Genomic DNA, 26,606 nt, shown 5'->3' on the forward strand with positions numbered 1-26,606 from the left:
TTGACAGGGGGTAAATTTTACAAATTTTCTGAATAAATACAATTCACTAGCAGCATGGTAATGTGGCTGCTAACAGGCTTTTTGAAAAAACGCCCTTATGGCCCCATTTTTTTCTTTACATAGAGTTCTTTCGTTCCTATTTGGCGATTTCGCCAATCCCATGGAACCTCTCCGCAAGATTGGCGCTTGGTTGAAGCAACAATTGCGAGGTTCCATGAGATGGAAAGGCACACATCAGCGCTTGCGTTGGTTCTAGCGGACCAACCGGATCTTCCCGTCCATTGCGTTCGTCCGAACGCGGCTACCAAGGCCGCGGACTGGTTCGTGCGTCGTTTTCCGGGCGATGTCCTTTATGCCGTCAAAGCTAATCCGCACCCTACTGTCCTGGATGCTGTGTATCAGGCCGGGGTACGTTGGTTTGACGTTGCGTCAATCGCGGAAATTGAATTGATCGCATTGCGTTTTGACGACGCGACGCTTGCGTTTATGCATCCAGTTAAAGCGCGATCAGCGATCCGCCGCGCCTATTTCGATTTCGGCATTCGCATTTTTGCGGTCGACTCTACCGAAGAGCTAGCGAAAATCATTACTGAAACCGGCGGCGCAAAAGATCTGCACTTGATCGTGCGCGTGGCGGTGTCATCCGATTACGCTCAACACAAACTCTCAGGCAAATTTGGCGCGACGGGCACAGAAGCCGTTTTGCTACTTCGCGAAGCGCGGGCTGTTGCTGACGAACTTGGTGTATCATTCCATGTCGGTTCGCAGTGCATGCGTCCCGAAGCATGGCGCATTGCGATGGATGCGGTGAGCGATGTTATTCGCGAAGCCGGGGTTACCATTGATATCGTTGATGTGGGTGGCGGTTTCCCGGTTGCCTATCCCGGCCTAACACCACCGCCACTCGAAGACTATATCGCTGAGATCGAAAACGCATTCGAGCAAATGCCCGTTCTCGAAAATGCAGACCTTTGGTGTGAACCCGGCCGCGCACTTTGCGCCGAAGCCGGCAGTCATATCGTCCGTGTAGAGCTTCGCAAAGGCGATGCGCTTTACCTCAATGATGGGGCCTATGGCGCATTGTTCGATGCGGCGCATGACGGTCTTGTTTATCCGGTAAAGCTCCTGCGCGAGACAGGTTCGCCGCGGCGGCCTTTACGACCATTCCGGCTTTATGGTCCCACATGCGATTCTATCGATGTCTTGCAGAGCACATTCATGCTGCCTGCGGATATTAGCGAGGGCGATTACATCGAGTTCGGCATGACCGGCGCTTATGGCGCTGCGCTCGCAACAAAATTCAACGGCTTTGGCGAATATATTGAGGCCTATGTCGATGATGCTCCAATGATGTCGGTATTTGGCAACGCGCCGAAAATGCCGGTACGCCCCCGCAGAACCGCGCAAATCATCAACCTTGCCTAACCTGCCCTAGCAAGCGTGGCGTTGATCGTTTAGACCAGCGCCACGGCATTTTCGGGAGTGATATTCCGAATTCACCTCGGCCCTCCGCGCGTTCAACCAATGGACGCGGCCCGGATCCGGTTTTTTGAAAACCTGGCCCAACCCGGCCAATCCAAAAGGACCGCAATCATGACCGATGCACCTCAAGACAACCGCAAAGCAGAGTTGCTTTCTAAACCTGTTGAGCATTTCGACATCACCACCTTCGACGCTCGACCTGTTATTGATGCGTGGGAAAAAATGTCATTCACCTCACGTGATGCTGCACGCGCTGCGCGCATTCTCAACATGTCACTCGAAGACAAAGACTGCACGATCTTTTTGACGCTTGCAGGGTCAACATCTGCTGGCGGCTGCATGCATGTTTGGCGCGACATGGTCAAAAACAACATGGTCGATACAATCGTTTCTACCGGCGCTTCGATCGTGGACATGGATTTTTTCGAAGCGCTCGGTTTCAAACACTATCAGGCCAATGACATCCCTGATGATCGGGTGCTACGCGATCTCTATATCGACCGCATCTATGACACCTATATCGACGAAGAAGAGCTTCAGGCGTGTGACCATGCAATTTACGAAATTGCAGAAAGCCTACCCGCACGACCAATGTCATCGCGCGAATTCATTCACGCCATGGGCAAATGGCTGGCTGATGGCAACGCCAAAAAAGAAGGCTCCCTGATCGAAGAAGCCTATAAAGCGGGCGTGCCGATTTTCTGCCCGGCGTTCACGGACTCGTCTGCGGGCTTTGGCTTGGTGAAACATCAGGTCGAGCGCATGAAAGCGGGTAAGCCCTATCTTTCTATTGATGCAATCGCAGACTTCCGAGAGCTGACAGACATCAAAATTCAGGGCGGCACGTCTGGCCTATTCATGGTTGGCGGTGGCGTACCTAAGAACTTTGTTCAAGACACTGTCGTTTGCGCTGAAATTCTCGGCCATGACGATGTTGAAATGCACAAATACGCTGTTCAGATCACTGTTGCTGACGTTCGCGATGGTGCGTGTTCATCTTCGACCCTCAAAGAAGCCTGCTCTTGGGGCAAAGTTGATGTGGCGTGGGAACAAATGGTTTTCGCCGAAGCAACAACCGTCGCGCCGTTGATCGCATCTGACGCATATCACCGGGGCGCTTGGAAATCACGCCCTAAACGAGCATGGGCGAAACTGTTCGCGGAATAAGTGCGCACAGCAATATTTCGTTAATCAACCTTACTAAGTTTTTGTCGGTGCGAGGCCTTTTTCGCACCGACGAAGGCCATTTGACGACACTCTAACGTTTTATTTTAACCAGATATTTTCTGCATCGCGACACACTCCCCACAAATAAGACGCGCAATAGGCGTTCCTTATGGGGTGAGAGATGGCGTTGACTGCGCGACGGCTTGGTAAAGCAATGAGTGAGACTGCACGACAACGAATTCATTCGTTGCGCGCATACCCAACTTTGGAAACCTGGATGAACCCACTGACGCGCAGCTTAGCGCGTCATTTCGCAAATCAGGATTGGCTTAAAACCCACGATGATATCGATTTCGAATATACGATCACTGATACCGAAATCGGTGATCGGGAATGTGTTTCCTATGAAACAGAAAATACGATCAACACCGATCAATTGATCCTGTACATCCATGGTGGCGGCATGGTCAGCGGCTCGCCAAGGGTCAACGGCTCAATGGTACTGCCAACGTGCCACATCAGCGGCATTCGCGGGATTGGCGCGAGCTATACGTTGTTACCGGAATCACGCTTTCCCACCCAGATCAATCAGATCGATACAGTTTATCGCGCACTTTTGGAAAGTCATCGCGACAAAGAAATTGTGCTGTTTGGCGATTCTATCGGCGGGGCGATTGCCGTTTCATGTCTGCTGAAATGGCGCGATGAGAACGTGAGGCTTCCATCCAAGGTGATCTTGGCCTCGCCCGCGCTCGATGGTGCCGGCGCAAGCGATACCCATGTCACGCTCGACGGGCATGACCCTTTGATGAAATCCAATGGTGGCCGTAGCTGTCGGCGTTTGTTCAATTTCTATGCGCCCGGCGAAGATTTGAAAAATCCGATGGTCTCACCGATCTATGGCGATCTTTCAGGCTTGCCCCCGACACTTATTCATGTTGGCTCGCGCGAAATTCTCTTAGGCGATGCTGCGCGTTTTGCCGAAAAGCTACGCCGGGCAGGTGTGGAAAGCACATTACGGGTGTTCGACGGGATGTTTCATCTATTCCACATGCATTGGGGGCTTGAGGAAGCAAAATTCGCACATGCCGACATCGCTGACTTTATCACCAAACACAAATAACCATCTTTATACAGATTTTAATGGCTTGCCGGTCAGTGTTGATATAGTCGTTGCGCGAGCGCGGCGGTATCTTCTGCCAAAGCGGGCGGGGCCGTACTGGCACTCAGCACCTCTTTAAATACTGGCATAAAAGCCAACGCCAATTCGGGTCGAGCGCGCTGCACTGAGAACTTACACAACGCCGCATAAATCAACCGCGTTGCCTCAGCCGCATCATTAATCACCTGCTCTCCCAATAACTCTTTATGCTCGCCCCAAAGGTGATTGACCGAAATCGCAATTGCTAGCTTTAGGCGTTCGTGATCTAACGCAATATCTTCAGCGCGCGTAAAAACCCCACTTCGCAAACCATCGCCGCCATAGATCACTTCTAGTGACACCGCACCACCTGTTGCCTCGACAATGCGGCGCGCAAGATCCGGTTTCGGCATCTGCTTTTTGGTGACAATGCGATAGAGCGTTTGACGCGAAACGCCGACGCGCTCGGAAAATTCCTGTATCCCCTCGTCCACGTCGATAAGGTACTGCTTTAAAGGGTGCATCAGGTGGTCCGATAAAGTGCCAAAAAACACCACATGGCTCCCATGAGACTCACAACATTCCGTAAAGAATTGCTGCGACGGCTGAGACCGCCTAAAGGAACACCGTTGAAAGCGGATTGATTATGAGTGCACTGTTATTTTCCCTAACCGATATTCACCTTACTTTGGGTGGTGACCCTTTGTTCGAGGGGGCATCATTGATGGTGGGCGAGCGTGCGCGCATTGCGCTGGTGGGGCGAAACGGATCAGGCAAGTCAACACTGATGAAAATCGCGGCGGGTATGGTCGAACCCGATAGCGGGGAGCGGTTTCTTCATCCCGGCTCGACCCTGCGCTATCTGCGGCAAGAACCCGACATGGCAGGTTTCGAAACCATCGGTGATTATGTCCGCGCCGGGCTTGATGAAACTGGCGGCGACTATCGTGCCGAAAACTTGCTCGAAGAATTAGGACTAAAACCAGATCAATCACCACAAGCGCTTTCGGGGGGCGAAGCCCGTCGCGCGGCGATTGCCCAAGCGCTCGCCGCTGAACCGGATATTTTATTATTGGACGAGCCGACCAACCATCTCGATCTGCCGGTGATTACATGGCTGGAGGATAAGCTTAAATCCCTGCCCTCTTCGATTGTATTGATTTCACACGACAGACGGTTCCTGGAGAATGTCACTAATGACACTGTCTGGATTGACCGTGGTGCGACACGCAATACTGGCCAAGGCTTTGGTACCTTCGAGGCATGGCGTGACAAATTTCTCGAAGAAGAAGAGCAAGCGCATCACAAGCTGGGGCGAAAAATCGTCGCCGAAGAACATTGGATGCGCTATGGCGTAACCGCCCGGCGAAAACGCAATATGCGCCGCGTTGGCGAGCTAAAAGATATGCGTAAACAATTACGCGAAACTCGCCGCGTTCAAGGCAATGCGAATTTTGCCGTCCAAACCGCTGGCGCATCGGGCAAGCGCGCGATAGTCGTTGAGAATGTTTCCAAAACATTCAGTAGCCGGAAAATTATTGACGATTTTTCGATTGAAATTGCGCGCGGTGATCGCATCGGGATCGTCGGGCCGAATGGTGCCGGGAAAACCACATTGGTCAATATGATCATTGGCACGCTTGCCCCCGATGAAGGCAATGTAACATTGGGCACGAACCTTGAGATTGTCTCGCTCGATCAGCGCCGCGACCGATTAAAGCCTGAAATGCGGGTGGCCGATGCGATCAATGACGGCACTGGCGATTGGGTCGAAATCAATGGCGAGAAACGCCATGTCGCAACCTATCTAAAAGACTTTTTGTTTGGGCCGGAACAATGGCGCCAGCCCGTCACCGCACTTTCCGGTGGGGAACGTGGCCGGTTAGCGCTGGCGAGCGCGCTAGCGAAACCGTCAAACCTGTTGATCCTCGACGAGCCCACAAACGATCTTGACCTAGAAACCCTTGAAATGCTCGAAGAGCAGCTATCGGCCTATGGCGGGACATTGTTGTTGATCAGCCACGATCGACAGTTTCTCGATAACCTTGTGAGCAGTGTCGTGACCACCGACCCGGAAACACCGGGAAAGTGGCGTCGCTACGCAGGTGGCTATGACGATATGGTGATCCAGCGCGGCAGTGCGCCGGGTACGGAACGCTCGGACAAAGTCGAAAAAGCAAAGGCTGCCCAACAGGCACCCAAGCCCAAACCCACACAGAGCAAAACAAAGCTTTCCTACAAAGAACAATATGCGCTCGAAAAACTGCCAAAAGAAATGGAAGCGATGCAGGCCGAAATCGCTAAGCTGAAAACGAAACTAGATGACCCGAATTTCTTTAGCCGCGATGGTGAAGGTTTCAACAAAACCGCCAAAGCTCTTTCTGCACTCGAAGACAAGCTCGTAAGCGCAGAAGAAGAATGGCTCGAGCTGGAAATGAAACGCGAAGAAATTGAGAACAGCTAGGACTTTGGCTCGATCAAATCCCATTTATTGCCGAACTGATCGCGGAACACGACGACGCTGCCATAGGGTTCGTGCCGTGGGGCCTCAAGAAATTCAACACCCTTCTTTTTCAAGCGCTGATAGTCAGCATCAAAATCATCACTATTGAGAAATAAAAACACACGCCCGCCGGCCTGATTGCCAATCTGCGCGCGCTGCGCCGCATCGGCGGCTTTAGCCAGCAAAATGGCTGATCCGCCTTCGCCGGGCGATACCACAACCCAACGCTTTTCAGGTGATTGCCGCGTATCTTCGATCAGCGAAAACCCCAACATCTTACAATAATAATCAATGGCCTCGTCATAGTCCGGCACAAGCAAAGCAAACAACGCAAGTTTCATTTTATGTAAACACCGCAACTGATTGCCGTCCGGTGGTCACCAGTTCGCCATCTCTGTTCCACACGAGCATGTCCTGACTTGAATAGCCGTCGCGTGCTGTTTCTGCGCGGGATTGCATCAACCACCAGCCATCTCTGGTTTCGGGTTTTTCGACCACCACATTGACCATCCATGTCATCGAACTAATGGGCGCAAACTCTTTGAACATCGGCAATACCGCTGGCGGCGGCATATCTGCCACTGCGAGAAGCGCGGCCATATCCGTCGCCTTGGGATCTTTATGACGTATCCAGATAAAATGATCATGCTCGGTCGAGCCTGTGCCGGGTCGCGCGCCGCGCACAAGGCGGCTTTCAAAGTGTTTGGCGAATGTCGGTCCGAATTCTTCCGGGATGAAGACCTCGCACTCTTCGGGCGCTTTATATTCCGGCTTTGGCGAAAATGTATTATCAAACATCGAAGGCCGCGCCCCACCGAAAGCAAACAGGCACCGCGTCGCAAGGCCCTTTTCGCCGACAATATCCGCCTCAACGAAAGTCACTGATTTCCCCTGACGGAGGATTCTGGCCTGCCCCGTAACGTCACCACCAGCAGGGCCGATGAACGACACCATCGCCGAGCGCAAAGGCGGCAGATCAGAAAAACTGCGCGTTGCTACATCAAGGCATAAAGCCGCCGACAACCCACCATAGGTCGTGCGCCCCTGCATCCAGCCTTGGGGGATGGTTGTCGAATATTGGCCGTCATCATTTAACGTACCGCTGGCGATAAGATCTTCGAATTCCACAAACGTCCCTTTCGTACTGACTGTCTCGCTAGATAAGAAATACGCACGCACACGCCAACACTAAGTCGCAGTTGACGCTGTGCAAATCACCGTGATCGGCGCAAGTGGCTGTAATTACGTGCGATTTAACAGGATTAACGCGGGCCGCTTTATGCTCTACGATGAACCTTGCAAATCCGTGGGGGATCAATGACCGGCAAGACTCAAAAGACTATGCTTCATGCGCTACAAGCTAGCGCTAACACCGCCTTTGCGCGATTACGGGGCCAGTCGAATGAAGCCCAGCCAGCACCGCACGCTTCGTTTGAAAACGCCGATCCCACCCAAGCTTTTTTTCCAAGTGACAAAAGTTCTGATCGCGAAGGCACATTGCCGCTTTCGGCCCGCCTCGAAGAAGCCGCCCAAGGTATCGTCCGGCGCAGCGACGACCTTCGCCGCGCCGCAAACGGACTATCAGCGCGGATCGCCGAGCGGCGCGCCGGCGAAGTGACGATGCTCACCCAAGGCCTTCGGTTTTTAATCGGATCAGTCTGGCTTGCTGTGGCTGCGTGGCTTTTTTATGGAGTGATGTCAGCCCGCGCCGATGGGCTTTCGGTAACCGCTGGCAATATTCCCGTTGCAGACGCCATTTCATTGGTCGAGATGTTTATGATTGTCGCCGCCGCCGGGCTTGGGGGTGCGCTCACCGTTGGTATTTTTACACGCCTTATGGGCAATGCCGACAATCGCCGCATTCGCAAAGAGGCTGAGGCATTAGGCATCGAAATTGCCAACGCTTCAGCTGAATTTGACCGCGAACTCACCACCTTGCGAAAGCAAATGGATAACCGCAGTGCACAGGCGGATGCCGTAAGCGAGCTTTCTCGCGCGCACCTAACGGCGCTAGAGGCCTGCGCCTATTTCCGGGAGATCGCTTTTCTAACCGGTGCCGAGGGCGACCACGCACAACGTTTGTTCAAAGGCTTTCTCAGCCGCCGAGGCCCCAGCCAATCCCTACCGATTCTTGATTTCGGATTGGGCATGTTTGCGGGCTTTATCCTCACGGTCTTTTTCATTCTACCGAAACCGGACCCAACGGAAATCATGAACGCCCTCGGCATTGCGCAATATCCTTGGGCGATACAACTGATTTTAATGGGCAGCTTTCTCTATGCGATTGCGGGCGCACTCATGTCATTGGCCGCTGGTCCCGCAACAGAGAGCACGGCCGCGGCGGCCCGCACCGAAGCGCTCGATGCGTTGCGCAGCGGGTTCACCGCCCAGGAGGCACCGCGCCCCGCCGATGTTATCCGCCGGATCGAGGATATGCTGGATGTTTATCGCGCCCGCGTCAGCGGTCGTGGCACAGCACCTACCCCTACATCTGGTGGGCGCAACGAGTTCGCACCCAAAGCGGCCGACACGAATCAAACCTCGTTCAAAGCCGAAGATGAATCACTTCCCGAATGGCGGCATCGCGATTCGTCGGTTCGATTCGTCGAAACTGACTTTTCAGGGGTGCCGGAACGCTGGCGGACCGACGCTTTTTCAAAAAAATTTTCGGCCCCTGAAGGACGGAATACGGGATCGAAACGAGGCCACGGAACCCTTAAAAACCCACAAAAGAATTAACCCCACAGGCGCACATAATGCGCCGCGTTAATTTCTCGTTAACCAAAAATATTTCCCCTGTGACTAACTTCATATTGACGTTCACCTAGGTGTCCATCACTATATCTTGTGTCGGCTGGGAATGTCGGCAAATCACAACACGAACGAATAGCCGCTCCGGACGCGGGCCTGAATGGGCACTCCGGAGCACAAATTTTGCGCGCCTTTTTCGGAGGCGAAAAGAGTTAGGGACGGGGACATATGTCGCTCTCAGAAGCCGCCAAAGACCTAGAAAACGCTCAGTCACAAGAGCTGACACAAGATCTTGCCCAAGAGCTGGACCAAAACCCGGCAACAGACGCGGGCACTGAACAGCCGACGGCGAAAAAGCCGGCGCTGAAGGTTGTGCGCGATATTGAGGTTGACCACTCACGTGATGCGCTTTTGACCGAATTCGGCAAGACCACGATGATTGATCGCTATCTCCTGCCCGGCGAGTCGTTCCAAGATATGTTTGCCCGCGTTGCCCGCACATATGGCGATGATGCCGACCACGCCCAGCGCATTTACGGTTATATTTCAAAACTTTGGTTCATGCCTGCGACGCCAATTCTTTCAAATGGTGGCGCAAATCGCGGCCTGCCTATTTCATGCTTCTTGAACGGTGTTGGCGATTCGCTCGACGCGATTGTTGATACATGGAACGAGAATGTTGCGCTGGCTTCTAATGGCGGCGGCATTGGCACCTATTGGGGCAATGTTCGTTCCATCGGCGAGAAAGTGAAACATGCCGGCGCGACGTCTGGCATTATCCCGTTCATTCGCGTGATGGATTCGCTGACCCTTGCGATCAGCCAAGGCTCGCTCCGTCGTGGTTCTGCGGCTTGCTATCTTGATGTGCATCACCCGGAAATCGAAGAATTCCTCGAAATCCGCAAACCTTCGGGCGACTTCAACCGCAAATCGCTAAACCTGCATCACGGCGTCAATGTTTCAGACGAATTCATGGAAGCTGTTGCGAAAGACGAAGAGTTCGGCCTGCGTTCGCCTAAAACAAACGAAGTTCTGCGCACGATCTCTGCACGGAAATTGTGGCAGAAGATCCTTGAGGTCCGTCTGGCCACTGGCGAGCCATATCTTTTGTTCTCTGATACGGTGAACCGCCAAATGGCGAAACACCAGCGCGATCTGGGCCTTAAAGTTTCAACGTCAAACCTCTGTTCAGAGATCATGCTGCACACCGGCAAAGACCACCTGGACAATGATCGCACCGCCGTTTGCTGTCTGTCGTCTGTTAATGCTGAGAAGTATCAAGAGTGGAAAGACGAGCCGCAATTCATCGAAGATGTCATGCGCTTCCTCGACAATGTGCTTCAGGACTTTATCGACAACGCACCGCCATCAATGGCGAAGGCTGCTTACTCTGCCAATCGCGAACGTTCAGTTGGTCTGGGCCTTATGGGTTTCCATTCGTTCCTTCAGTCCATGAACATCCCCTTTGAAAGCGCCATGGCAAAGTCGTGGAACACCCGGTTGTTCAAACACATTCGGATGGGTGCCGATGCGGCGTCTGTTGCGCTTGCTGAAGAGCGCGGTGCCTGCCCCGACGCAGAAGAACGCGGCGTGAAACAACGCTTCTCACACAAACTTGCGATTGCACCAACGGCGTCGATCTCGATCATTTGTGGTGGCGCGTCTCCTTGCATTGAGCCTATTCCGGCCAACGTCTTTACGCACAAAACGCTTTCCGGCTCCTTCACCGTGAAAAATGTTGCGCTGAAAAAAATGCTCGAAGAAAAAGGTCAGGACACAGACGAGACATGGAACTCTATCCTTGAGCATGAGGGTTCGGTTCAACACCTCGAATTCCTTAACCAAGACGAAAAAGACGTTTTCAAAACGGCGTTTGAAATCGATCAACGCTGGGTTATCGAACTCGCCGCTGACCGTTCGCCCTATATCTGTCAGGGCCAGTCCGTGAACGTGTTCTTGCCGGGTGACATCGATAAATGGGACCTTCACATGCTGCATTGGTCAGCATGGGAAAAAGGCGTGAAATCGCTTTACTACTGCCGCTCGAAATCAATTCAGCGTGCGGGATTCGCCAATGGCGCGAAAGCCAAAGAAAACGAAACAGATGGCATTTCATCGATGATGGAAGCCGCCGCCCCCACCGACTATGATGAGTGCCTCGCTTGTCAGTAGGGTGATTAATGAAAGCGAAATGGGTCTACCAACCGTCCTATATGACTAAGCGCGGAACTCGTGCTCGCGGTTCGTGGCAATTTCGTATCCGCAGCGGCGCTGCAGAATCTGGTTACCAAAGCCGCTGCCCTCTCTGCGAGGAGCCTATTCGGTCTCGAAAAATGCGTAGTAAAAAAGTTATCCACTTCGATGACTTGCCCGGCCTAAGACACAACAAACATAGATGCCTACATATACTGGACGCATATTCGAAAACGGCGGGCGATAGAAACTTAGAGTTATTTGATCTCCTAGACTTGGGATGCTCGAAAAAACAAAAGATCGCACAGAATCAAATCGGCCATTGATCCCGGATCAAGTCCGGGATGACGGCTGAGGGTAGAGCGCACCCCACCGCCCACGTCATTGCGGGCTCCGACCCGCAATCCAATGACAAGCAACGTCCAATCACATTTACGCACAATCGATGGATCCCGGGTCAAGCCCGGGATGACGGCTGAGGGTAGAGCGCACCCCACCGCCCACGTCATTGCGGGCGCCGACCCGCAATCCACCAAAAGGCACCATCCTCTCGACCTCGCACACATGGGATGACAAAAGGGGAAACGGGATGACAGGGCGAAAGACCAAAGATAAAACAACGAAATGAAACAGGGATGGGTTTATATCTTAGCATCAAAGCGCAACGGAACACTTTATATAGGTGTTACGTCGAACCTCGCCGAACGGATTTATGCCCATAAGAAGAAAGTCGTCAAAGGCTTCACCGAAAAATATAACGTAGACAGACTTGTTTACTACACACCATTTGAACGGATTACCGACGCCATTACCGAAGAAAAGCGTTTAAAGAACTGGAAACGGGATTGGAAGATCGCGCTTATTGAACGCGACAATCCTGAATGGTCGGATTTGTACGAGACATTGTAAGTGGATCCCCGATCAAGTCTGGAATGACGGCTGAGGATAGGGCCTACCCTCACCACTCACGTCATTGCGGGCCCCGATCCGCAATCCACCAACAAACACTATCCTTTTCAATCTCTCGTATTACCACTGGATCCCGGATCAAGCCCGGGATGACCAGTGAGGACAGGGTAATACTCTCGGCAAGCATCGGTGCCGCCGCGTCGCGTCAGTCACCAGTTTAAGGCCAAACCAAACCCCGTGGATAGATATCCGCACGCCCCAAAAGTGACCGTAGGTTGCTGGCGTGAGGAGTAGCCCATGCGCCTATCGCCAGCCTGCGATAATTTCCGTTATGGATTCAATATCCGCGCCGGTTTCATCAAACCAGCGTGGCGACGGCCCGCGCCAGCGATGGCGCGACCAATCAACAAAACCGTTTTTTCGGAAACTGACACCCTCGGCCAACAACAATTTGCGCTGCCCAGCGGCGGAGGGGCGCGGCGCAATCGCACCCGTGGCATTCACAATTCGATGCCACGGGGTGGTCGCGCCATTCGGCAAATGCCCCAAAGCGCGGCCCACCATGCGGGCGGTGACACCCGGCAACAGGCTCGCGATCATGCCATAACTGGCGGCTTCACCAGCGGGCACTTCGTCCACGAGCCTGTAAACAACATTAGCGTCAAATGGCACGCGACGTTACGCGACCTCGAACAGGCCGGCCGCGCCCATCCCGCCGCCAACACACATGGTGCATACGACATATTTTGCGCCGCGACGCTTGCCTTCGATCAGCGCGTGGCCAACCATCCGCGCACCCGACATGCCGTAAGGGTGACCGACCGAAATTGCGCCGCCATTAACATTGAGCAGCTCATCGGGAATGCCAAGCTTATCACGGCAATAAAGGACCTGCACAGCGAATGCTTCGTTGAGCTCCCAAAGGCCGATGTCATCCATCTTAAGGCCGAACTTCTTGAGCAATTTCGGCACAGCAAACACAGGGCCGATACCCATTTCGTCGGGGTTCGTACCGGCGACCGCCATACCGCGATAAATCCCGAGTGGCGAAAGCCCGCGTTTTTCAGCCGTCTTGGCTTCCATCAAAACCGCAGCCGACGCACCGTCAGAAAGCTGAGACGCGTTACCGGCCGTGATGAACTTGCCTTCTTTTACAACTTGGCCGCCTTTGAAAACCGGCTTCAGACCTTTGAGGCCCTCAAGCGTGGTTTCGGGCCGGTTGCCTTCGTCTTTTTCCAGCTTGGTTTCGACGTCCGAGGTTTCACCGGTTTCTTTGTTCAGGAACTTCATCACCGAAGCCATGGGCACGATTTCATCGTCAAACTTGCCAGCCTGCTGCGCTGCATGGGTGCGTTGTTGCGAACGGAGGCCATATTCGTCTTGCGCATCGCGCGAAATATTATAGCGTTCACCGACGATTTCAGCAGTTTCGATCATCTGCATATAAGTCGACGGCAGGTTTTGGATCAGCCACGGATCAGGACGCACGAACATGTCTTTGGTCTGGTTCATGGAGATCGATTCAACGCCGCCACCAACGGCCACATCCATATTATCGCTGATGACTTGTTTGGCCGCCGTCGCGATAGCCATCATGCCGGACGCACACTGACGATCGAGCGACTGGCCCGGCACTTCATGAGGGAACCCCGCGCGCAACACCGCAAGCCGCGCAACATTCTGTGCAGATGTACCCATCTGAAGGGCCGCACCAAACACCACATCTTCAACTTCGCCGGGGTCAATTTTGGCGCGTTCGACAGCATTACTGATGGCATGCGCGGCCAGTGTCGGCGCAGGTGTGTCGTTAAACGCACCGCGATAGGCCTTGCCGATTGGCGTCCGGGCTGTAGAGACGATTACTGCTTCTCTCATAGGAAAGTTCCTTTAATTCTTGTCGGCGAAGTCTTTCGCCTTGTTCATGAAATTCATGCTCGGGCCAGACGAATTTTCGTAGTAATGGACATTGTCCGTAGACGAAATTTCGTCCCAACGTGCTGCGATCTCTTCCGGCGTTTGGTCATCGGGCGGCAAGTAAATACCATCAGTTTCTACGACGTAACCTCGCGCATAGCCACCTGCCGCGCAACTCACGATCGCTCGACTTGGCGCATCTTCACTCACGAGGAACAACATCGCCGCCGTAATCGCCTCGGGCGTCATTTGGTCAAGAATCGGTTCCGGAATACCAATATCAAGCGTCATGCGGGTCTTGGCCGATGGCGACAACAGGTTGATTTTAATGCCGTATTTTGCGCCCTCAAGGTGCAGCGCATTCATGAAACCAATCATGCCCGCTTTTGCTGCGCCGTAATTGGCCTGCCCAAAAATCCCGTGAAGGCCCGATGGCGACGACGTGCAGACAATCCGGCCATAGGTTTGCTCGCGCATAATCGGCCAAACCGCATGGGTACAAATCGCGGTGCCCACAAGGTGGACGTCGATCACCGTACGAAAGTCCGCAAGCGTCATTTTGTGGAACGTCTTGTCGCGAAGAATGCCCGCATTGTTCACAAGGATGTCAACGCGGCCCCATTTATCCATGGTTTCTTTGACCATGGCCGCGACTTCATCTTCTTTGGTGACATTCGCACCATTGACAATGGCTTCACCGCCGGCCGCGTTAATGTGATTTACAACTTCCTGCGCTGCAGAAATAGACCCGCCCGAACCGTCTACGCTACCGCCCAAATCATTGACGACAACCTTTGCACCGCGCGCCGCAAGTGCAATCGCGTGCGACTTCCCAAGGCCATTTCCAGCGCCGGTTACGATTGCAACCTTGCCTTTATAATCAATCGACATATTCACTCCTTATACAAATTGCATAGTCAACCATTCGGCGACCAGGGCAGGCTTTGGCTCACCTTCGATCTCAACCTTGACCGCGTATTTCAACGACCATTGTCCCGGCACTTTGGAGTCTGCCGACATCAAGGTGAAGTGCCCACGCACTCGGCTTCCCGACTTCACAGGCGTTACGAAGCGGACTTTCTCAAAACCGTAATTGACGCCCATTTTGACGCCTTCCAGCGCGATCACACCGCCTTCGGCGAATTTGGACAAAAGCGAAAGCGTCAAAAACCCATGGGCGATCGTCGTACCAAACGGGGTTTTCGCAGCAGCCTCGGGGTTTACGTGAATAAACTGGTGATCATGCGTTACATCCGCAAACTGATTAATTTTTTCCTGATCGATAACAAGCCAATCGGAAGTGCCCGTAGACTTGCCGACAAATTCGGCAATATTTTCCGTCGTCGCAGTAGGCATTACTTACTCCTGATAAAATTTAATAGCCGCGCATTTGCGCAAGGCGATCGGTATGGAACGCTGTGTCACCAAACATCTCCTGCGCAACGCGAATACGTTTCATATAAAAGCCAATGTCATATTCGTCGGTCATGCCGATACCGCCATGCATCTGCACCGCTTCTTGTGACGCCAGTTTCGCCACTTCGCCAGCCTTTGCCTTCGCCAAAGAACAAATTGGCCCAGCCATACCGTAATTGTCGTCTAGCTCTTGCAGCGCTTTTAGTACCGCCGATTTTGCCAATTCAATCTCGGAGTAGAGATGCGCGGCTCGATGTTGCAATGCCTGAAATCCGCCGATTTCAGTGCCAAATTGCTTGCGTTCTTTTAGATATGACATCGTCATTGAAAAAGCTTGCTGGGAAGATCCTGACATCTCCGCCGCAAGGCCAGCGCGGCCCGCATTGAGAACCCCTTCAAGCGCCATATACCCGCCATCGACCTCGCCGAGGACATCATCACCGGTGGCCTCGACATTATCAAATTTTATGCGCGCTGCATTGCGGCTATCGACCATGCTCGTTCGTTCGACCGCGACACCATTTGCTTTTGCATCGACCAAGAACAACGTCATGCCGTCATTCTCGCCAGCCGCGCCACTCGTGCGCGCCGCAACGATGATTTTGTCAGCAACATGCCCGTCAGCGACAAATGTTTTGTCTCCCGATAACTTAAACCCGTTCCCATGTTTTTCGGCGCTCATGGCCGTCTTTGCGGGGCCATGCTTGCGGGCTTCATCCACCGCGAGCGCGAACAGCGCAGAGCCGCCCGCTATTTTTGGCAAAAACTCCTGCCGCTGGGCATCGGACCCCATTTTCTTAAGTGCCGTGGCCGCTAATACAGACGTGGCTAAAAATGGCGATGCCGTCAGGGTACGGCCCATTTCTTCGGCAATCACGCCAGCACCAACAAAACCGAAATCCGCGCCGCCATATTCTTCGTCGACGAGAATACCCGCCCAACCCATCTCAGCCATTTCAGCCCATAGGTCACGCGAAAATCCATCGGGGTTATCCCCATCCCGCAAAGCCCGCAGGGCTTTGACCGGTGCTTTATCTTCAAGGAAACCACGCGCAGAATCACGCAGCATTTCCTGTTCTTCGTTCAATACAAGAGCCATGATGTTTCCTTTACGCGCCGGGCAATTCAAGAATACGTTTTGCAATAATGTTCAGCTGAACTTCGGACGTGCCGCCCTCGATCGAGTTGGCTTTTGTTCGCAACCAACCCCGCGCGAGCTTTCCGTCTTTCGTGCGCTCGCCATCCCACTCAAGTTCGTCAGAACCGCCAATATCCATCAACAATTCATAACGACGCTTATTAAACTCCGTGCCGTAATATTTCAGCATCGAAGAATTAGCGCCGACGCCCTGCCCGGCTTTGGCTTCGTCTTTCATGCGTTCAAGCGTCAACAAAAACGCCCAGCCATCAATCTCGGCTTGGGCAATCTTAGCACGCAACAAAGCATCCGAAAGTTTGCCGTTTTCAAGACCAAGCTCTTGGGCCGCAACTTCGCCCATACCGCGCCCACCCAAAAGGCCGCCGCCGCCCGCCGAAATCATTTCGCGTTCATGGGTCAAAAGATATTTCGCCACATCCCAACCGCGATTCAATTCGCCGACCACCGCGTTAATGCCATCAGCGTGCTCTTTCGGCACGACGACATCATCAAAGAAAGTTTCGCAGAATGGCGACTTACCAGAAATCAACTTGATCGGTTTTGTCGAAACACCCTCAGCATTCATATCAATAAGGATAAAGCTAATACCATTATGTTTGGTCGCCGTCGGGTCCGTACGCACAAGTGCGAAAATCCAATCGGACTGATCGGCATAGGAAGTCCAAATCTTCTGGCCATTTACAAGCCAGTGGTCGCCTTTATCTTCGCATTTACATTGAAGCGACGCGAGATCAGAACCGGCATTTGGCTCAGAGTACCCCTGACACCAACGTATTTCACCGCGTGTGATCGGCGGCAGAAAATGCAGCTTCTGTTCATGGGTGCCATATTTCAAAAGCGCCGGTCCAAGCATCCAGATGCCAAAGCTTTCGAGCGGCGAACGCGCTTTGATTTTGCGCATCTCAGCTTTGAGGACTTTCACTTCCTCTTTCGACAAACCGCCCCCGCCATATTCTTTTGGCCAAGCGGGCACCGTCCAGCCTTTTGCGGCCATGCGGTCGAGCCAAATTTTTTGAGCTTCGGATTGGAATTTCCAATTCTTTCCGCCCCAACAAATACTGTCTTCGCCGCCCGCACCACCGTCACGCATTTCCTTGGGGCAATTTTCCTCAAGCCACGCGCGCGTCTCTGTACGGAATGTATCAAGATCATTCATTTGTATAACTCCAATCTAAACGGACAGCGCCGGTGGGTGCTGAAGAGAAATTTGTCGAATGGTCAGTTTGTCGAACTTCGCAGTGCCCAACTGGGGCAACGGCAGTGGCGAAACCCAAATGCGTTCGGGGACTTTGAACCCGGCCAAATCTTCGGCAATAAAATCGCGAAGCTCTTTGGCATCGATAGACATTCCCTCTTTTGCGTAAACAGCAAGGCCGACACGTTCGTTGAGCACTTCATCAGGAACAGAAAACACAACCGCTTCGGCCACTGCATCATGTTGATAGACACGGTTTTCAACTTCGAGGCAGGAGATGTTTTCGCCGCCGCGAATAATCAATTCTTTCATGCGGTCGACAATATAGAGATATTGTTCTTCGTCGAATTTCCCGAGATCGCCGGTTTTGAACCATCCATCCGGCGTAAGCGCCTCAGCGGTTTCTTTCGGCATATTATGATAGCCACGGAAATTCGCAGGCGAGCGAATCCAGACTTCACCAACGGAGCCCGTGGGCTGCTCTTCGCCGTCTTTCATAATTTTTATGTCGGTCAATGGCGGCACGGGACGCCCCGTGGAATCAGGACGCTTGAGATAGTCTGCTTGAGAGATCACACAGCCCATCGCATTGGTCTCAGACAATCCGTACCCAGAAGATGGATTTGCCTTTTTGAATTTTTCCTTGAGCTTACGAACATGATTGGACGGGCGTTTCGCGCCACCGGAGCCAATATCCAAAAGCGTCGGGCAACCTGCCTCGTCAACAGCTTGCATCATTTCAAAAGACTGGCTCGGAACGCCAACAAAGTTCGTCAATTTCTCTTGATTGATAATCTCACAAGCTTGTTTCGGGTCCCAGCGATACATCATCGCGACTCTTCGGCCAACCAAGAAAGACAAAAGAAAAATCGAATGAGAACCGGTTACATGAAACAACGGAATCGCCAGCAAAATACCGGGGTTATCGCCAAAAATGCCCGCACCACCGCGCATTTCTTTTATGACCGACGCGATAAAGGACCATGACATAAGTGCAGAAATGCAACCACGGTGGGTCAGCACCACACCTTTTGGATTGCCGGTCGAACCCGAAGTATAAACGATACAATAATCATCATCCGGATGAATATCGACAGCCGGCGGCGTTTCTATATTCGATCCTTCAAGCAATTCTTCATAGCTGTAATCGGCACCTTCGCCTTTGTCGCGCGCGAGCACCAACCTAAGACCAAGCTCTTCTTTGAGCGGCTTTAAATATTCCAGCCGCTTTCCATCAACGATTACGGTCTTCGCGCCGCAATCCTCGATCCCGTATTTCAACTCATCGGCTTTCCACCAAGCATTGAGCGGAACAACCACCGCGCCCGTAGAAATCACGGCCATATAGCTGATGCACCATTCAGGATAATTGCGCATTGCCAGCGCAACTTTATCGCCCTGCTTGATGCCAAGCTCGTCGCGCAGGGCATTCGCAAATCGGCATGCCCGCTTAAAGACCTCGGCGAAGCTTAATCGCTCACCCTCAAATATAAGAAAATCCTTATCACCATGACTTGCGCCATAAGCGAACAAACCGACGACGGAGGCAGGCGCATTCTCGAATACGCGGTATGTGTTGCCGCGAATTTCCGCCTCGCCCACTTTGAAAAGCGGGTTTTCTGTCAGCAGCTTAAATGCGGTTGCGGCCAACTTAGCTGGATCCAGAGGCTCGTCATTATTCACCGGCACTGTTTCGCCCATAACGCGTTTAATCCCTTATATTTATTTGACCTTGCCTCTTCATAGCGCCTCGAGACGGGCGGCGGAACAATGGCATGCAGTTGCGAGCAGTGAATTTTCAGTGAGGCCGAAAATCTGGCTGCGCACATCCCGGAAAATCGCAGATCAATGCGGATGGTGCACTTTTGGCCCGCATTTACTATAACTAAAATCTATTGAGCCTAAGTCTAACCTTGCAGAACCGCGCGCGCGGCGTATGGTGCGCCGCCCTGTGGCCAAGTGCCCGAAATCAAGATTGTTTTTTATGCCTCACGCTTCCGCTCTGATGACCGTTATGATTAATGCCGCACGCAAAGCCGCGCGGGGTTTGACCCGAGATTTTGGAGAAACCCAAGCCCTTCAAGTCTCACGCAAGGGGGCTGCTGATTTTGTCAGCCGGGCCGATCTCAAATCCGAGCAGACCATTTTTGAAGAGCTATCCAAAGGTCGCCCAAAATACGGCTTCATCATGGAAGAGCGCGGTGAGATAGAAGGCGTGGACAATTCCAATCGTTGGATCGTGGATCCGCTTGATGGCACAACAAACTTTCTTCACGGTCTTCCGCAATTCGCTATTTCAATTGCCCTAGAGCGTGATCGCCAGCCCTATGCTGGCGTCGTTTTCAACCCAGCTACAGACGAGCTGTTTTGGGCCGAAAAAGGCGAAGGGGCCTATCTGAATGACCGGCGCTTGCGTGTATCAGGCCGGTCGGATTTAAGTACCTGCCTTTTTGCATGTGGGTTGCCTTTTGCTGGTCGCCCCGGTCGCAAACGCGCTCTGGACGAGGCCAAGCGTGTATTAAAAGAAACCGCTGGTGTACGCCGTTTTGGCTCCGCCGCCCTTGATCTCGCATTTGTTGCGGCGGGTCGTTTTGATGCGTTCTGGGAACGCGATCTCAATATTTGGGATATCGCTGCGGGTGCTGCGTTGGTGCGTGAAGCAGGCGGATTGGTCACAGAAATTGATGGCGGGAAAAACTTCCTGACCTCTGGTTCAATTCTCGCCGCCAATTCGGAAGTTTCTGAAAAAGCGCAAAAGCTCCTCGCCGAAGATTAGATGCACCGATAGTGGCGATAGCGCCAACGCACTGATTGTGGATCAACGGTTTCTCCGTCAAAACGCGCCGTCATATTACGCGCGCCGCAATGCGCTTGGGCTTCAGCCAAAAGGTCATCGGGATCGTAATCATAAGGATCATAAGGAATAGAGATTGATGGCTCTGTCCCATAGGCATTGCCCGGATCACTTGTGGTGCAGGCAGCCATTGCAGCCAAGCCGGCACCCATCGCTAAAATCTTGAAAATACCCATCTAAACGCAAACTCCCCTCACGATTGGACCATCGTACCAATATAGTGCGCAATAAAAAAGGGCGCGGTATTACCCGCGCCCCCATCCATTCCGGGAGGGATTTCCAGAATATCTTCCACTTAGGCTGCGTCAGCGTCTTTCAAGACCTTCACATTTGAGGCCTTTCCGCCAGAGATCCCGATTTTACGGGGCTTGAGTGCCTCTGGAATCTCGCGATGCAGCTCAATATTGAGCAAACCATTGACCAGCGAAGCGCCAGACACCTCTACGTGTTCAGCAAGCTGGAACCGGCGCTGGAACGAACGACCAGCAATTCCCTGATATAGGTATGAGCGGCCATCGTCATCATCACCGCGCGAACCCGTGACGGTCAGCGTGTTCTGATGCAATTCGACGTCAAGCTCGTCTTCGCCAAATCCGGCGACCGCGAGCGTGATGCGATAGTCGTTCTCGTCTAAGCGTTCAATATTGTATGGGGGATACCCACCCGTTTCAGCTTTGCCGGCGTTGTCGAGCAGGTCAAAGACCCGATCAAAACCAACCGTTGAGCGATATAGGGGGGCTAAATCAAAGGTACGCATAGTGGTATTCCTCCTTCATTCAAGCGAGGGTTGCAACACATCAACTTCACCGACTGGTCAAAGCGACATGTCTGTCCAAAATTGACGGAGCCATTAGGCCTCCGTCACGAATTGAGATAATAATAGAGAAATGGAGTTCAAGGGCATCTACCCTATGACGGCAAACTAAGCCTCAGCCCATTCTCCGTCTCGACCATGGCTGAAACCATGGTAAAGACAAAGAACGTCTTACAAAAACCGGAGTTTATTTATGACACTAACCTATACGCCGCGCATTCGTCGCAAATCATCCGCGCTAAAATTTAGTGCCGCAATCATTGCCGCCCTGGCTCTTAGTGCCTGCGGCAGTGGAGATGACAATAGCGCGAGCAAAGCGGCGGACAAGGCCACTCCGGCAACAAGCGAAAACACGATCGATATGGTTCTCGCTGGCGATCATCGCACAGATGAAGAACGCGCGCGCGACACTTCACGTCACCCTAAAGAGACATTGGAATTTTTTGGTCTAGAATCCGACATGACCGTCGTCGAAGTCTGGCCGGGTGGTGGTTGGTACACCCAAGTCATTGCGCCCTATCTGAAAAGTGGTGGCGGAAAATATTATGCCGCAAGCTTCCCGCGCGAAGGTGCCAGCGAATACGCCATGAACGCGCTAACCGCTTTCGAAAAGAACTATGTGGCAAAGCCTGAAATTTACGGCGATGTAGAGCTAACGGCACTCGGTGAAGGACACCATATCGCACCGGAAAATTCGGCAGATATGGTCCTTACTTTCCGCAACGTCCATAACTGGCAGTCAGGTGGAACGGCGCTCGATAATTTTAAAGAATTCTATCGCGCACTTAAGCCCGGTGGTGTTTTAGGTGTTGTTGAACATCGCGCGGACGGAGCGGAAGTCAGCACAGATGGTAAATCGGGTTATGTCTATACGGATGATGTTAAAGCATTGGCCGCAGAAGCAGGCTTTGATTTTGACCAATCATCTGAAATCAATGCGAATGCAGCAGACACGAAAGATCATCCTTTTGGTGTCTGGACACTACCACCAACACGCCGCTCTTCAGCAGTTCGTGGTCAAGACGATCCCGATTTTGATCGCGCAATGTATGATGGAATTGGCGAAAGTGACCGAATGACCCTAAAATTCCGCAAACCGATCGCCGCCGACGGCGCGTTGCTGGAATAGGTATATGCCTGCCAAACCGGCAAATGATGAACTTAAAGAGGCGGCGAAGAAATTCTTCGCCGCCTCCTTTGATGGTGTATTGAAACTTGCCCCGGCTGAACAAGCGCCCCTCTGGGTTGATGGCCATCAGTCCCCGCCCGAGGTTTCTTTAACGCCTCCCGCAAAAACTGAAGCCGATTGCATATGGCATGGTGCCGCAGAAATTCTGCAACAGGCGCTCTTTAGCATTCGATCATTTGAAAGTGCCTATATTTCGGGTCGCGTTACAATATCAGGCGACATGAGCTTGCTGACACGTCTCGGAAAGCCGGAGAAAAAATAATGGCGCATTTTATTTCCATTCCCGAAAATCCAATTCCTGAAAATGCTGAACCATTTGAATTCGAAGCACCGGGAGGAGTGAATATTCGTGGTGGATTTTTTCCTGTCGATAATCCTCGCGGTACAGTCGTTTTAGTCACAGGGTGGTCAGAATTCATCGAGAAATACTTTGAAACGATCCGAGACCTCCACCAACGCGGGCTCAATGTCGCAATGATGGATTGGCGTGGTCAGGGCTTATCAGACCGCGAACAAGTAAAAGAAACGAAATGGAACGGGTACTTCCAAACAATAAAAAATGATCTTGAGTTTTTCACAGATACCCAAGTCAAACCACGCTTTGGTGGACCATATATTCTAATGACCCATTCGATGGGCGGGATGCCAGCACTTAAGTTACTTTCAACCGGTAATGACGGGTTTTCCCGCGCAGTTTTATGCGCACCAATGACACGCCTATTTCCGGAACCACAAAATAAAATAACGGGTCTTGCCGCGTCTATTGCGAGTACAATTGGCTTTGCGCGCACACAAGTGATACGCAGCAAAGACTACGCAGATAAATTTGATGGCAATATTTATACCAGCGACAAAGCACGACATTCGCTGTTCCGCGACCTAAGGCTCGCGGAGCCCAAAGCCGCCTCGCAGTCACCGACCTATGGCTGGGTCAATGATGCCATAAAGGCGAGTAAAGCAATTCACGCCGATCACGCCCTAGACGGCATTAAAATACCGGTACTCATTATTACCGCGGGGCTAGAACAACAAATTGATGGCGAAGACCACCAAATCATTGCCGCATCGAGTGACAAAATTTCTGTCGAGACTATTCCGGGCGCTCTGCATGAAATCATGATGGAGCGCGATTCCTTGCGCGCGCTTTATTGGAAAGCCTTTGACGATTTCGTTGCGCCGGTTTTCAAGGACTGACGTCCTTTGCTTAGCCAGCAAGCAAGGCAAGTGTGGATTGGTGCAACTCGACGCTTGCTGACGCCACCAACTCACCTCGGTCATCCGTACCCGGTTCGTCGCCATTCCAGTTTGAAACTACCCCGCCGGCACCGCGCACAACCGGTAAAAGCGCGGCATAGTCATACCGTTGTAATCCAGTTTCAATGACGACATCCATTTCGCCGATCGCAAGCAAGCCATAAGCATATGCATCAAGGCTAAACCGCGCGACACGAGCAGCAGCCGCTACGCGAGCGAATGCTGCGGCCCCCGCCGCCCCAAAATAAGCCGTTGGCAATGGATCGGTAGTCGATATGCGCGCGTTAGCAATGTCGGTAACACCACTTGTTTTGGCGGCTTTCCGATTAGATGTTCGGCTAAAATCGGATTTTTTGTTTGTGCCAACCCAACGCTCACCTGTGTAGGGCTGGTCTATTAATCCGAAAACCGGTTGTCCCTCATATTCGAGACCAATCAATGTGGTCCAACTAGTCGTTCCGCACATATAAGCCCGAGTACCGTCAATGGGGTCAAGCACCCATCGCCACGGACTATTCCCCGGCAACTCACCAAATTCTTCGCCAAGAATACCATGATCAGGAAATCTTTCCTCGATCAAACGGCGCTGAACACGCTCTGCCTCTCGGTCAGCATCGGTGACGGGATCAAACACTGGCCCGTCTTTTTCAGAAATTTTCACGCCATCACGAAACCGCGACAGAGACTGTTCGCGCGCCGCATCTGCGAGTTCATCCGCAAAGGCGGCGAGTATTGATATTTCTTCTGGTGAAAACGACATAACGCGGTGATCATTACCATCACCGCGTTATTGAGCAAGCTTAAGCTGGAGGGCTTTATGCTCAGAATTTAGCTTTCGCTAGAAAGTGCGCGCGCAAGATCAAGTAACCGTCGACGCGGCTCTTCATCGAGACGATAATAATAACGAACGAGATCCATGGTTTCTTTCTCGTCAAGAAGACCCTCGGCCGGTGCTTCTGAGAAGCCATATTCACTTCTCAAATCCATATCGAGTTTTGGCTCAGCGCCATTCATGCCTTCAAAGAAATAAGAAATAGAGACATCGAGCGCTTTAGAAAGTGACCAAAGCCGCGACGCAGAAACACGGTTTGATCCGCTTTCATATTTTTGAATCTGCTGGAACCGAATATCAACGGCCTGCGCCAATTTTTCTTGGGTTAGTCCAAGCAGCCGGCGACGTTGCCGTAAACGTCTACCTACATGAATGTCGATCGGATGCGCCATTACAAAACTCCAACGAATCGATGCGCCCGATTGCGCCCCGTTCTTTCGAGCGTGTACAACGCAAACACCATGCCGAACCGGTGCATAGGCGCAAACTTCCTCGCCTAAAAAGAGTTTTTGTCTTCTCTAGAGTGTAAAAATGTAAATTACCGTCTCGCGTGGCTACTGATCTGTATCAAAACGAAACGCAACGTTTTATCAATCAATCATTTTCGCCGAGCGAAGCCAAAATTGCTCGTCAAATCCGGGTGTTTCGAGATTCGCGATAAACTGCCTCGACGCCGCTTCCCATGAAAAATTTTCTGCCCAGTCCCGACATGCCTTCGGATCACGGTTTTCATAAGCAGTTAAACAGGCCGTTTGCAGATCTTCATGCATCGCGCCGCAGCCCGCAGGTGCGCCTTTAAGTATTTCTAGCGGCCCTCGAACTGGATAGGCTGCGACAGGCACACCACAAGCGAGCGCTTCAACGTTAACCAAACCAAAAGTGTCCGTTCGCGAAGGAAACACAAATACATCCGATGCCTGATAATATTGCGTCAGATCATCGCCGTATTTCGGCCCGGTAAACACGATGTCTTTATATTTTTCTTCGAGCTCTGCCCGTTGCGGGCCGTCACCAACAACCACCTTTGTTCCCGGCAGGTCGGCTTCGAGAAAATCTTCAATCGATTTCTCAACGGCCAAGCGTCCCACATACAGAAAAATTGGGCGCTTATACTTATTCAAAAACGCTCGGTCCCCGGGAATGAATTGCTCAAGATCCACGCCACGCGCCCACAGCTTCATTCTCGAGAAGCCCCGCTCAGAAAGCTCTTCAACGAGTCCTGGCGTGGCCACCATCATGGTTTCCCCGTCTTTATGGAAATCCTTAAGGATCCCATATCCCCATTTTGTTGGAATCTTCCAACGCTCGTTTGCATATTCTGCGAACCGCGTATGAAAACTTGTGGTGAACGGATATCCCCGCCGCTTACAAAAACGCCGTGTTGCTCTTCCTATAGGCCCTTCGGTGGCAATATGAATCGCATCAGGCTGGAATTCGTTAATCATCTTTGCCACCTTTCGATTTGGCATCAACGACAAACGAATTTCCGAATAGGATGGTAGCGGAACTGATTTGAATTCATTCGGTGTAATATAAAGCACCTCATTCCCAAAATCGGTGAGAATATTTCCAAGTGTATCCAGCGTACGGACTACGCCATTTAGCTGTGGTTTCCAGGCATCCGTGGCGATAACAATTTTGAGACCCGATTCACCTTTGGGCATATCAAACTGTTTTTTCGCTCGCGTTAACCTTCCAACCCCGGAACCGATGCGACGAAGCGCACTTTTCTTTTTCTCGATCGGTTCGTTTGGTTGCGCACTATCTTCAGCCATGACGCTGCTTCCTCGGTTGCAATGAGAGTGGGAGCCCTAATGCACCAATGGCCTTTTT

Annotated in this window: 26 protein-coding genes; 11 read left to right on the forward strand and 15 right to left on the reverse strand. The window is 52.3% G+C overall.

What is annotated here, in order from left to right; translation table 11 throughout:
- Positions 1-219 precede the first annotated feature (219 nt).
- The 3 genes from ABFZ84_RS02165 to ABFZ84_RS02175 all read left to right on the forward strand — a co-directional run bounded on the left by ABFZ84_RS02165 (position 220) and on the right by ABFZ84_RS02175 (position 3,772).
- Entirely contained in the window at positions 220-1,425 is a 1,206-nt protein-coding gene (locus ABFZ84_RS02165) for a type III PLP-dependent enzyme (protein WP_369312268.1), read from the forward strand.
- Between the two features lie 168 nt (positions 1,426-1,593).
- Positions 1,594-2,649, forward strand: a complete 1,056-nt coding sequence (locus ABFZ84_RS02170) for a 1,9-bis(guanidino)-5-aza-nonane synthase (RefSeq protein ID WP_369312269.1) — start codon at positions 1,594-1,596, stop codon at positions 2,647-2,649.
- Between the two features lie 181 nt (positions 2,650-2,830).
- Complete coding sequence (locus ABFZ84_RS02175) at positions 2,831-3,772, forward strand: alpha/beta hydrolase (RefSeq protein WP_369312270.1); 942 nt, start codon at positions 2,831-2,833, stop codon at positions 3,770-3,772.
- Between the two features lie 32 nt (positions 3,773-3,804).
- On the opposite strand, the gene ABFZ84_RS02180 is transcribed toward ABFZ84_RS02175, so the two are convergent.
- Positions 3,805-4,314 carry a helix-turn-helix transcriptional regulator gene (locus tag ABFZ84_RS02180; RefSeq protein ID WP_369312271.1) on the reverse strand — a complete coding sequence of 170 codons (510 nt, stop codon included), beginning with the start codon at positions 4,312-4,314 and terminating at the stop codon, positions 3,805-3,807.
- Between the two features lie 122 nt (positions 4,315-4,436).
- Between ABFZ84_RS02180 and ABFZ84_RS02185 the strand changes: the two genes are divergently transcribed.
- Positions 4,437-6,254, forward strand: coding sequence for an ABC-F family ATP-binding cassette domain-containing protein (locus ABFZ84_RS02185; RefSeq protein ID WP_369312272.1), 1,818 nt, complete (start codon positions 4,437-4,439; stop codon positions 6,252-6,254).
- Here the strand turns inward: ABFZ84_RS02185 and ABFZ84_RS02190 are convergent.
- Together ABFZ84_RS02190 and ABFZ84_RS02195 are read right to left on the reverse strand one after the other, a co-directional pair.
- Positions 6,251-6,634, reverse strand: a complete 384-nt coding sequence (locus tag ABFZ84_RS02190) for a VOC family protein (RefSeq protein ID WP_369312273.1) — start codon at positions 6,632-6,634, stop codon at positions 6,251-6,253. The genes ABFZ84_RS02185 and ABFZ84_RS02190 overlap by 4 nt on opposite strands.
- Before the next feature lies 1 nt (position 6,635).
- Positions 6,636-7,421 (reverse strand): acyl-CoA thioesterase, encoded by a 786-nt coding sequence (locus tag ABFZ84_RS02195; protein WP_369312274.1) that lies wholly within the window; start codon positions 7,419-7,421, stop codon positions 6,636-6,638.
- Positions 7,422-7,610: 189 nt separating this feature from the next.
- On the opposite strand from ABFZ84_RS02195, the gene ABFZ84_RS02200 reads away from it, so the two are divergent.
- From ABFZ84_RS02200 to ABFZ84_RS02210, 3 genes are all read left to right on the forward strand, one after another.
- Positions 7,611-9,032 (forward strand): hypothetical protein, encoded by a 1,422-nt coding sequence (locus ABFZ84_RS02200; RefSeq protein ID WP_369312275.1) that lies wholly within the window; start codon positions 7,611-7,613, stop codon positions 9,030-9,032.
- Positions 9,033-9,272: 240 nt separating this feature from the next.
- Positions 9,273-11,216: a ribonucleoside-diphosphate reductase subunit alpha gene (locus ABFZ84_RS02205; RefSeq protein ID WP_369312276.1), complete on the forward strand. Its 1,944-nt coding sequence runs from the start codon at positions 9,273-9,275 to the stop codon at positions 11,214-11,216.
- 645 nt (positions 11,217-11,861) lie between these two features.
- Positions 11,862-12,146 (forward strand): GIY-YIG nuclease family protein, encoded by a 285-nt coding sequence (locus tag ABFZ84_RS02210; RefSeq protein ID WP_369312277.1) that lies wholly within the window; start codon positions 11,862-11,864, stop codon positions 12,144-12,146.
- A 303-nt stretch (positions 12,147-12,449) separates the two neighbouring features.
- On the opposite strand, the gene ABFZ84_RS02215 is transcribed toward ABFZ84_RS02210, so the two are convergent.
- From ABFZ84_RS02215 to ABFZ84_RS02245, 7 genes are read right to left on the reverse strand one after another with little or no spacing between them, the layout of a single operon-like run.
- Positions 12,450-12,818, reverse strand: a complete 369-nt coding sequence (locus ABFZ84_RS02215; RefSeq protein ID WP_369312278.1) for an MGMT family protein — start codon at positions 12,816-12,818, stop codon at positions 12,450-12,452.
- 6 nt (positions 12,819-12,824) lie between these two features.
- Entirely contained in the window at positions 12,825-14,021 is a 1,197-nt protein-coding gene (locus ABFZ84_RS02220; RefSeq protein ID WP_369312279.1) for an acetyl-CoA C-acyltransferase, read from the reverse strand.
- A gap of 12 nt (positions 14,022-14,033) precedes the next feature.
- Positions 14,034-14,951: an SDR family NAD(P)-dependent oxidoreductase gene (locus tag ABFZ84_RS02225; protein WP_369312280.1), complete on the reverse strand. Its 918-nt coding sequence runs from the start codon at positions 14,949-14,951 to the stop codon at positions 14,034-14,036.
- Positions 14,952-14,960: 9 nt separating this feature from the next.
- Positions 14,961-15,416: a MaoC family dehydratase gene (locus tag ABFZ84_RS02230; RefSeq protein ID WP_369312281.1), complete on the reverse strand. Its 456-nt coding sequence runs from the start codon at positions 15,414-15,416 to the stop codon at positions 14,961-14,963.
- A 19-nt stretch (positions 15,417-15,435) separates the two neighbouring features.
- Positions 15,436-16,575 carry an acyl-CoA dehydrogenase family protein gene (locus ABFZ84_RS02235; RefSeq protein WP_369312282.1) on the reverse strand — a complete coding sequence of 380 codons (1,140 nt, stop codon included), beginning with the start codon at positions 16,573-16,575 and terminating at the stop codon, positions 15,436-15,438.
- A 10-nt stretch (positions 16,576-16,585) separates the two neighbouring features.
- Entirely contained in the window at positions 16,586-17,791 is a 1,206-nt protein-coding gene (locus tag ABFZ84_RS02240) for an acyl-CoA dehydrogenase family protein (protein WP_369312283.1), read from the reverse strand.
- Positions 17,792-17,806: 15 nt separating this feature from the next.
- Entirely contained in the window at positions 17,807-19,531 is a 1,725-nt protein-coding gene (locus ABFZ84_RS02245; RefSeq protein WP_369312284.1) for a class I adenylate-forming enzyme family protein, read from the reverse strand.
- Positions 19,532-19,814: 283 nt separating this feature from the next.
- On the opposite strand from ABFZ84_RS02245, the gene ABFZ84_RS02250 reads away from it, so the two are divergent.
- Entirely contained in the window at positions 19,815-20,606 is a 792-nt protein-coding gene (locus tag ABFZ84_RS02250) for an inositol monophosphatase family protein (RefSeq protein ID WP_369312285.1), read from the forward strand.
- On the opposite strand, the gene ABFZ84_RS02255 is transcribed toward ABFZ84_RS02250, so the two are convergent.
- Both ABFZ84_RS02255 and ABFZ84_RS02260 read right to left on the reverse strand, forming a co-directional pair.
- Positions 20,603-20,860 (reverse strand): hypothetical protein, encoded by a 258-nt coding sequence (locus tag ABFZ84_RS02255; RefSeq protein WP_369312286.1) that lies wholly within the window; start codon positions 20,858-20,860, stop codon positions 20,603-20,605. The genes ABFZ84_RS02250 and ABFZ84_RS02255 overlap by 4 nt on opposite strands.
- 119 nt (positions 20,861-20,979) lie before the next feature.
- Entirely contained in the window at positions 20,980-21,441 is a 462-nt protein-coding gene (locus ABFZ84_RS02260) for an Hsp20 family protein (RefSeq protein WP_369312287.1), read from the reverse strand.
- A 250-nt stretch (positions 21,442-21,691) separates the two neighbouring features.
- On the opposite strand from ABFZ84_RS02260, the gene ABFZ84_RS02265 reads away from it, so the two are divergent.
- From ABFZ84_RS02265 to ABFZ84_RS02275, 3 genes are read left to right on the forward strand one after another with little or no spacing between them, the layout of a single operon-like run.
- Positions 21,692-22,627, forward strand: coding sequence for a class I SAM-dependent methyltransferase (locus tag ABFZ84_RS02265; protein WP_369312288.1), 936 nt, complete (start codon positions 21,692-21,694; stop codon positions 22,625-22,627).
- Positions 22,628-22,631: 4 nt separating this feature from the next.
- Positions 22,632-22,949: a hypothetical protein gene (locus tag ABFZ84_RS02270; protein ID WP_369312289.1), complete on the forward strand. Its 318-nt coding sequence runs from the start codon at positions 22,632-22,634 to the stop codon at positions 22,947-22,949.
- On the forward strand, positions 22,949-23,881 hold the full coding sequence (locus ABFZ84_RS02275) for an alpha/beta hydrolase (RefSeq protein ID WP_369312290.1): 933 nt from the start codon (positions 22,949-22,951) through the stop codon (positions 23,879-23,881). The genes ABFZ84_RS02270 and ABFZ84_RS02275 overlap by 1 nt, the downstream gene beginning before the upstream one ends.
- A 10-nt stretch (positions 23,882-23,891) precedes the next feature.
- Here ABFZ84_RS02275 and ABFZ84_RS02280 read toward each other — a convergent pair whose 3' ends face one another.
- The 3 genes from ABFZ84_RS02280 to ABFZ84_RS02290 all read right to left on the reverse strand — a co-directional run bounded on the left by ABFZ84_RS02280 (position 23,892) and on the right by ABFZ84_RS02290 (position 26,548).
- Complete coding sequence (locus ABFZ84_RS02280) at positions 23,892-24,701, reverse strand: inositol monophosphatase family protein (protein ID WP_369312291.1); 810 nt, start codon at positions 24,699-24,701, stop codon at positions 23,892-23,894.
- A 68-nt stretch (positions 24,702-24,769) separates the two neighbouring features.
- On the reverse strand, positions 24,770-25,165 hold the full coding sequence (locus ABFZ84_RS02285) for a helix-turn-helix domain-containing protein (protein WP_369312292.1): 396 nt from the start codon (positions 25,163-25,165) through the stop codon (positions 24,770-24,772).
- Between the two features lie 198 nt (positions 25,166-25,363).
- The gene (locus ABFZ84_RS02290; protein ID WP_369312293.1) at positions 25,364-26,548 is read right to left on the reverse strand and encodes a glycosyltransferase family 4 protein; all 1,185 of its coding nucleotides are present in this window, start codon (positions 26,546-26,548) and stop codon (positions 25,364-25,366) included.
- Between the last annotated feature and the right edge of the window lie 58 nt (positions 26,549-26,606).

The sequence above is a fragment of the Hyphococcus lacteus genome (genome assembly GCF_041058985.1).
Classification (GTDB): domain Bacteria; phylum Pseudomonadota; class Alphaproteobacteria; order Caulobacterales; family Parvularculaceae; genus Hyphococcus; species Hyphococcus lacteus.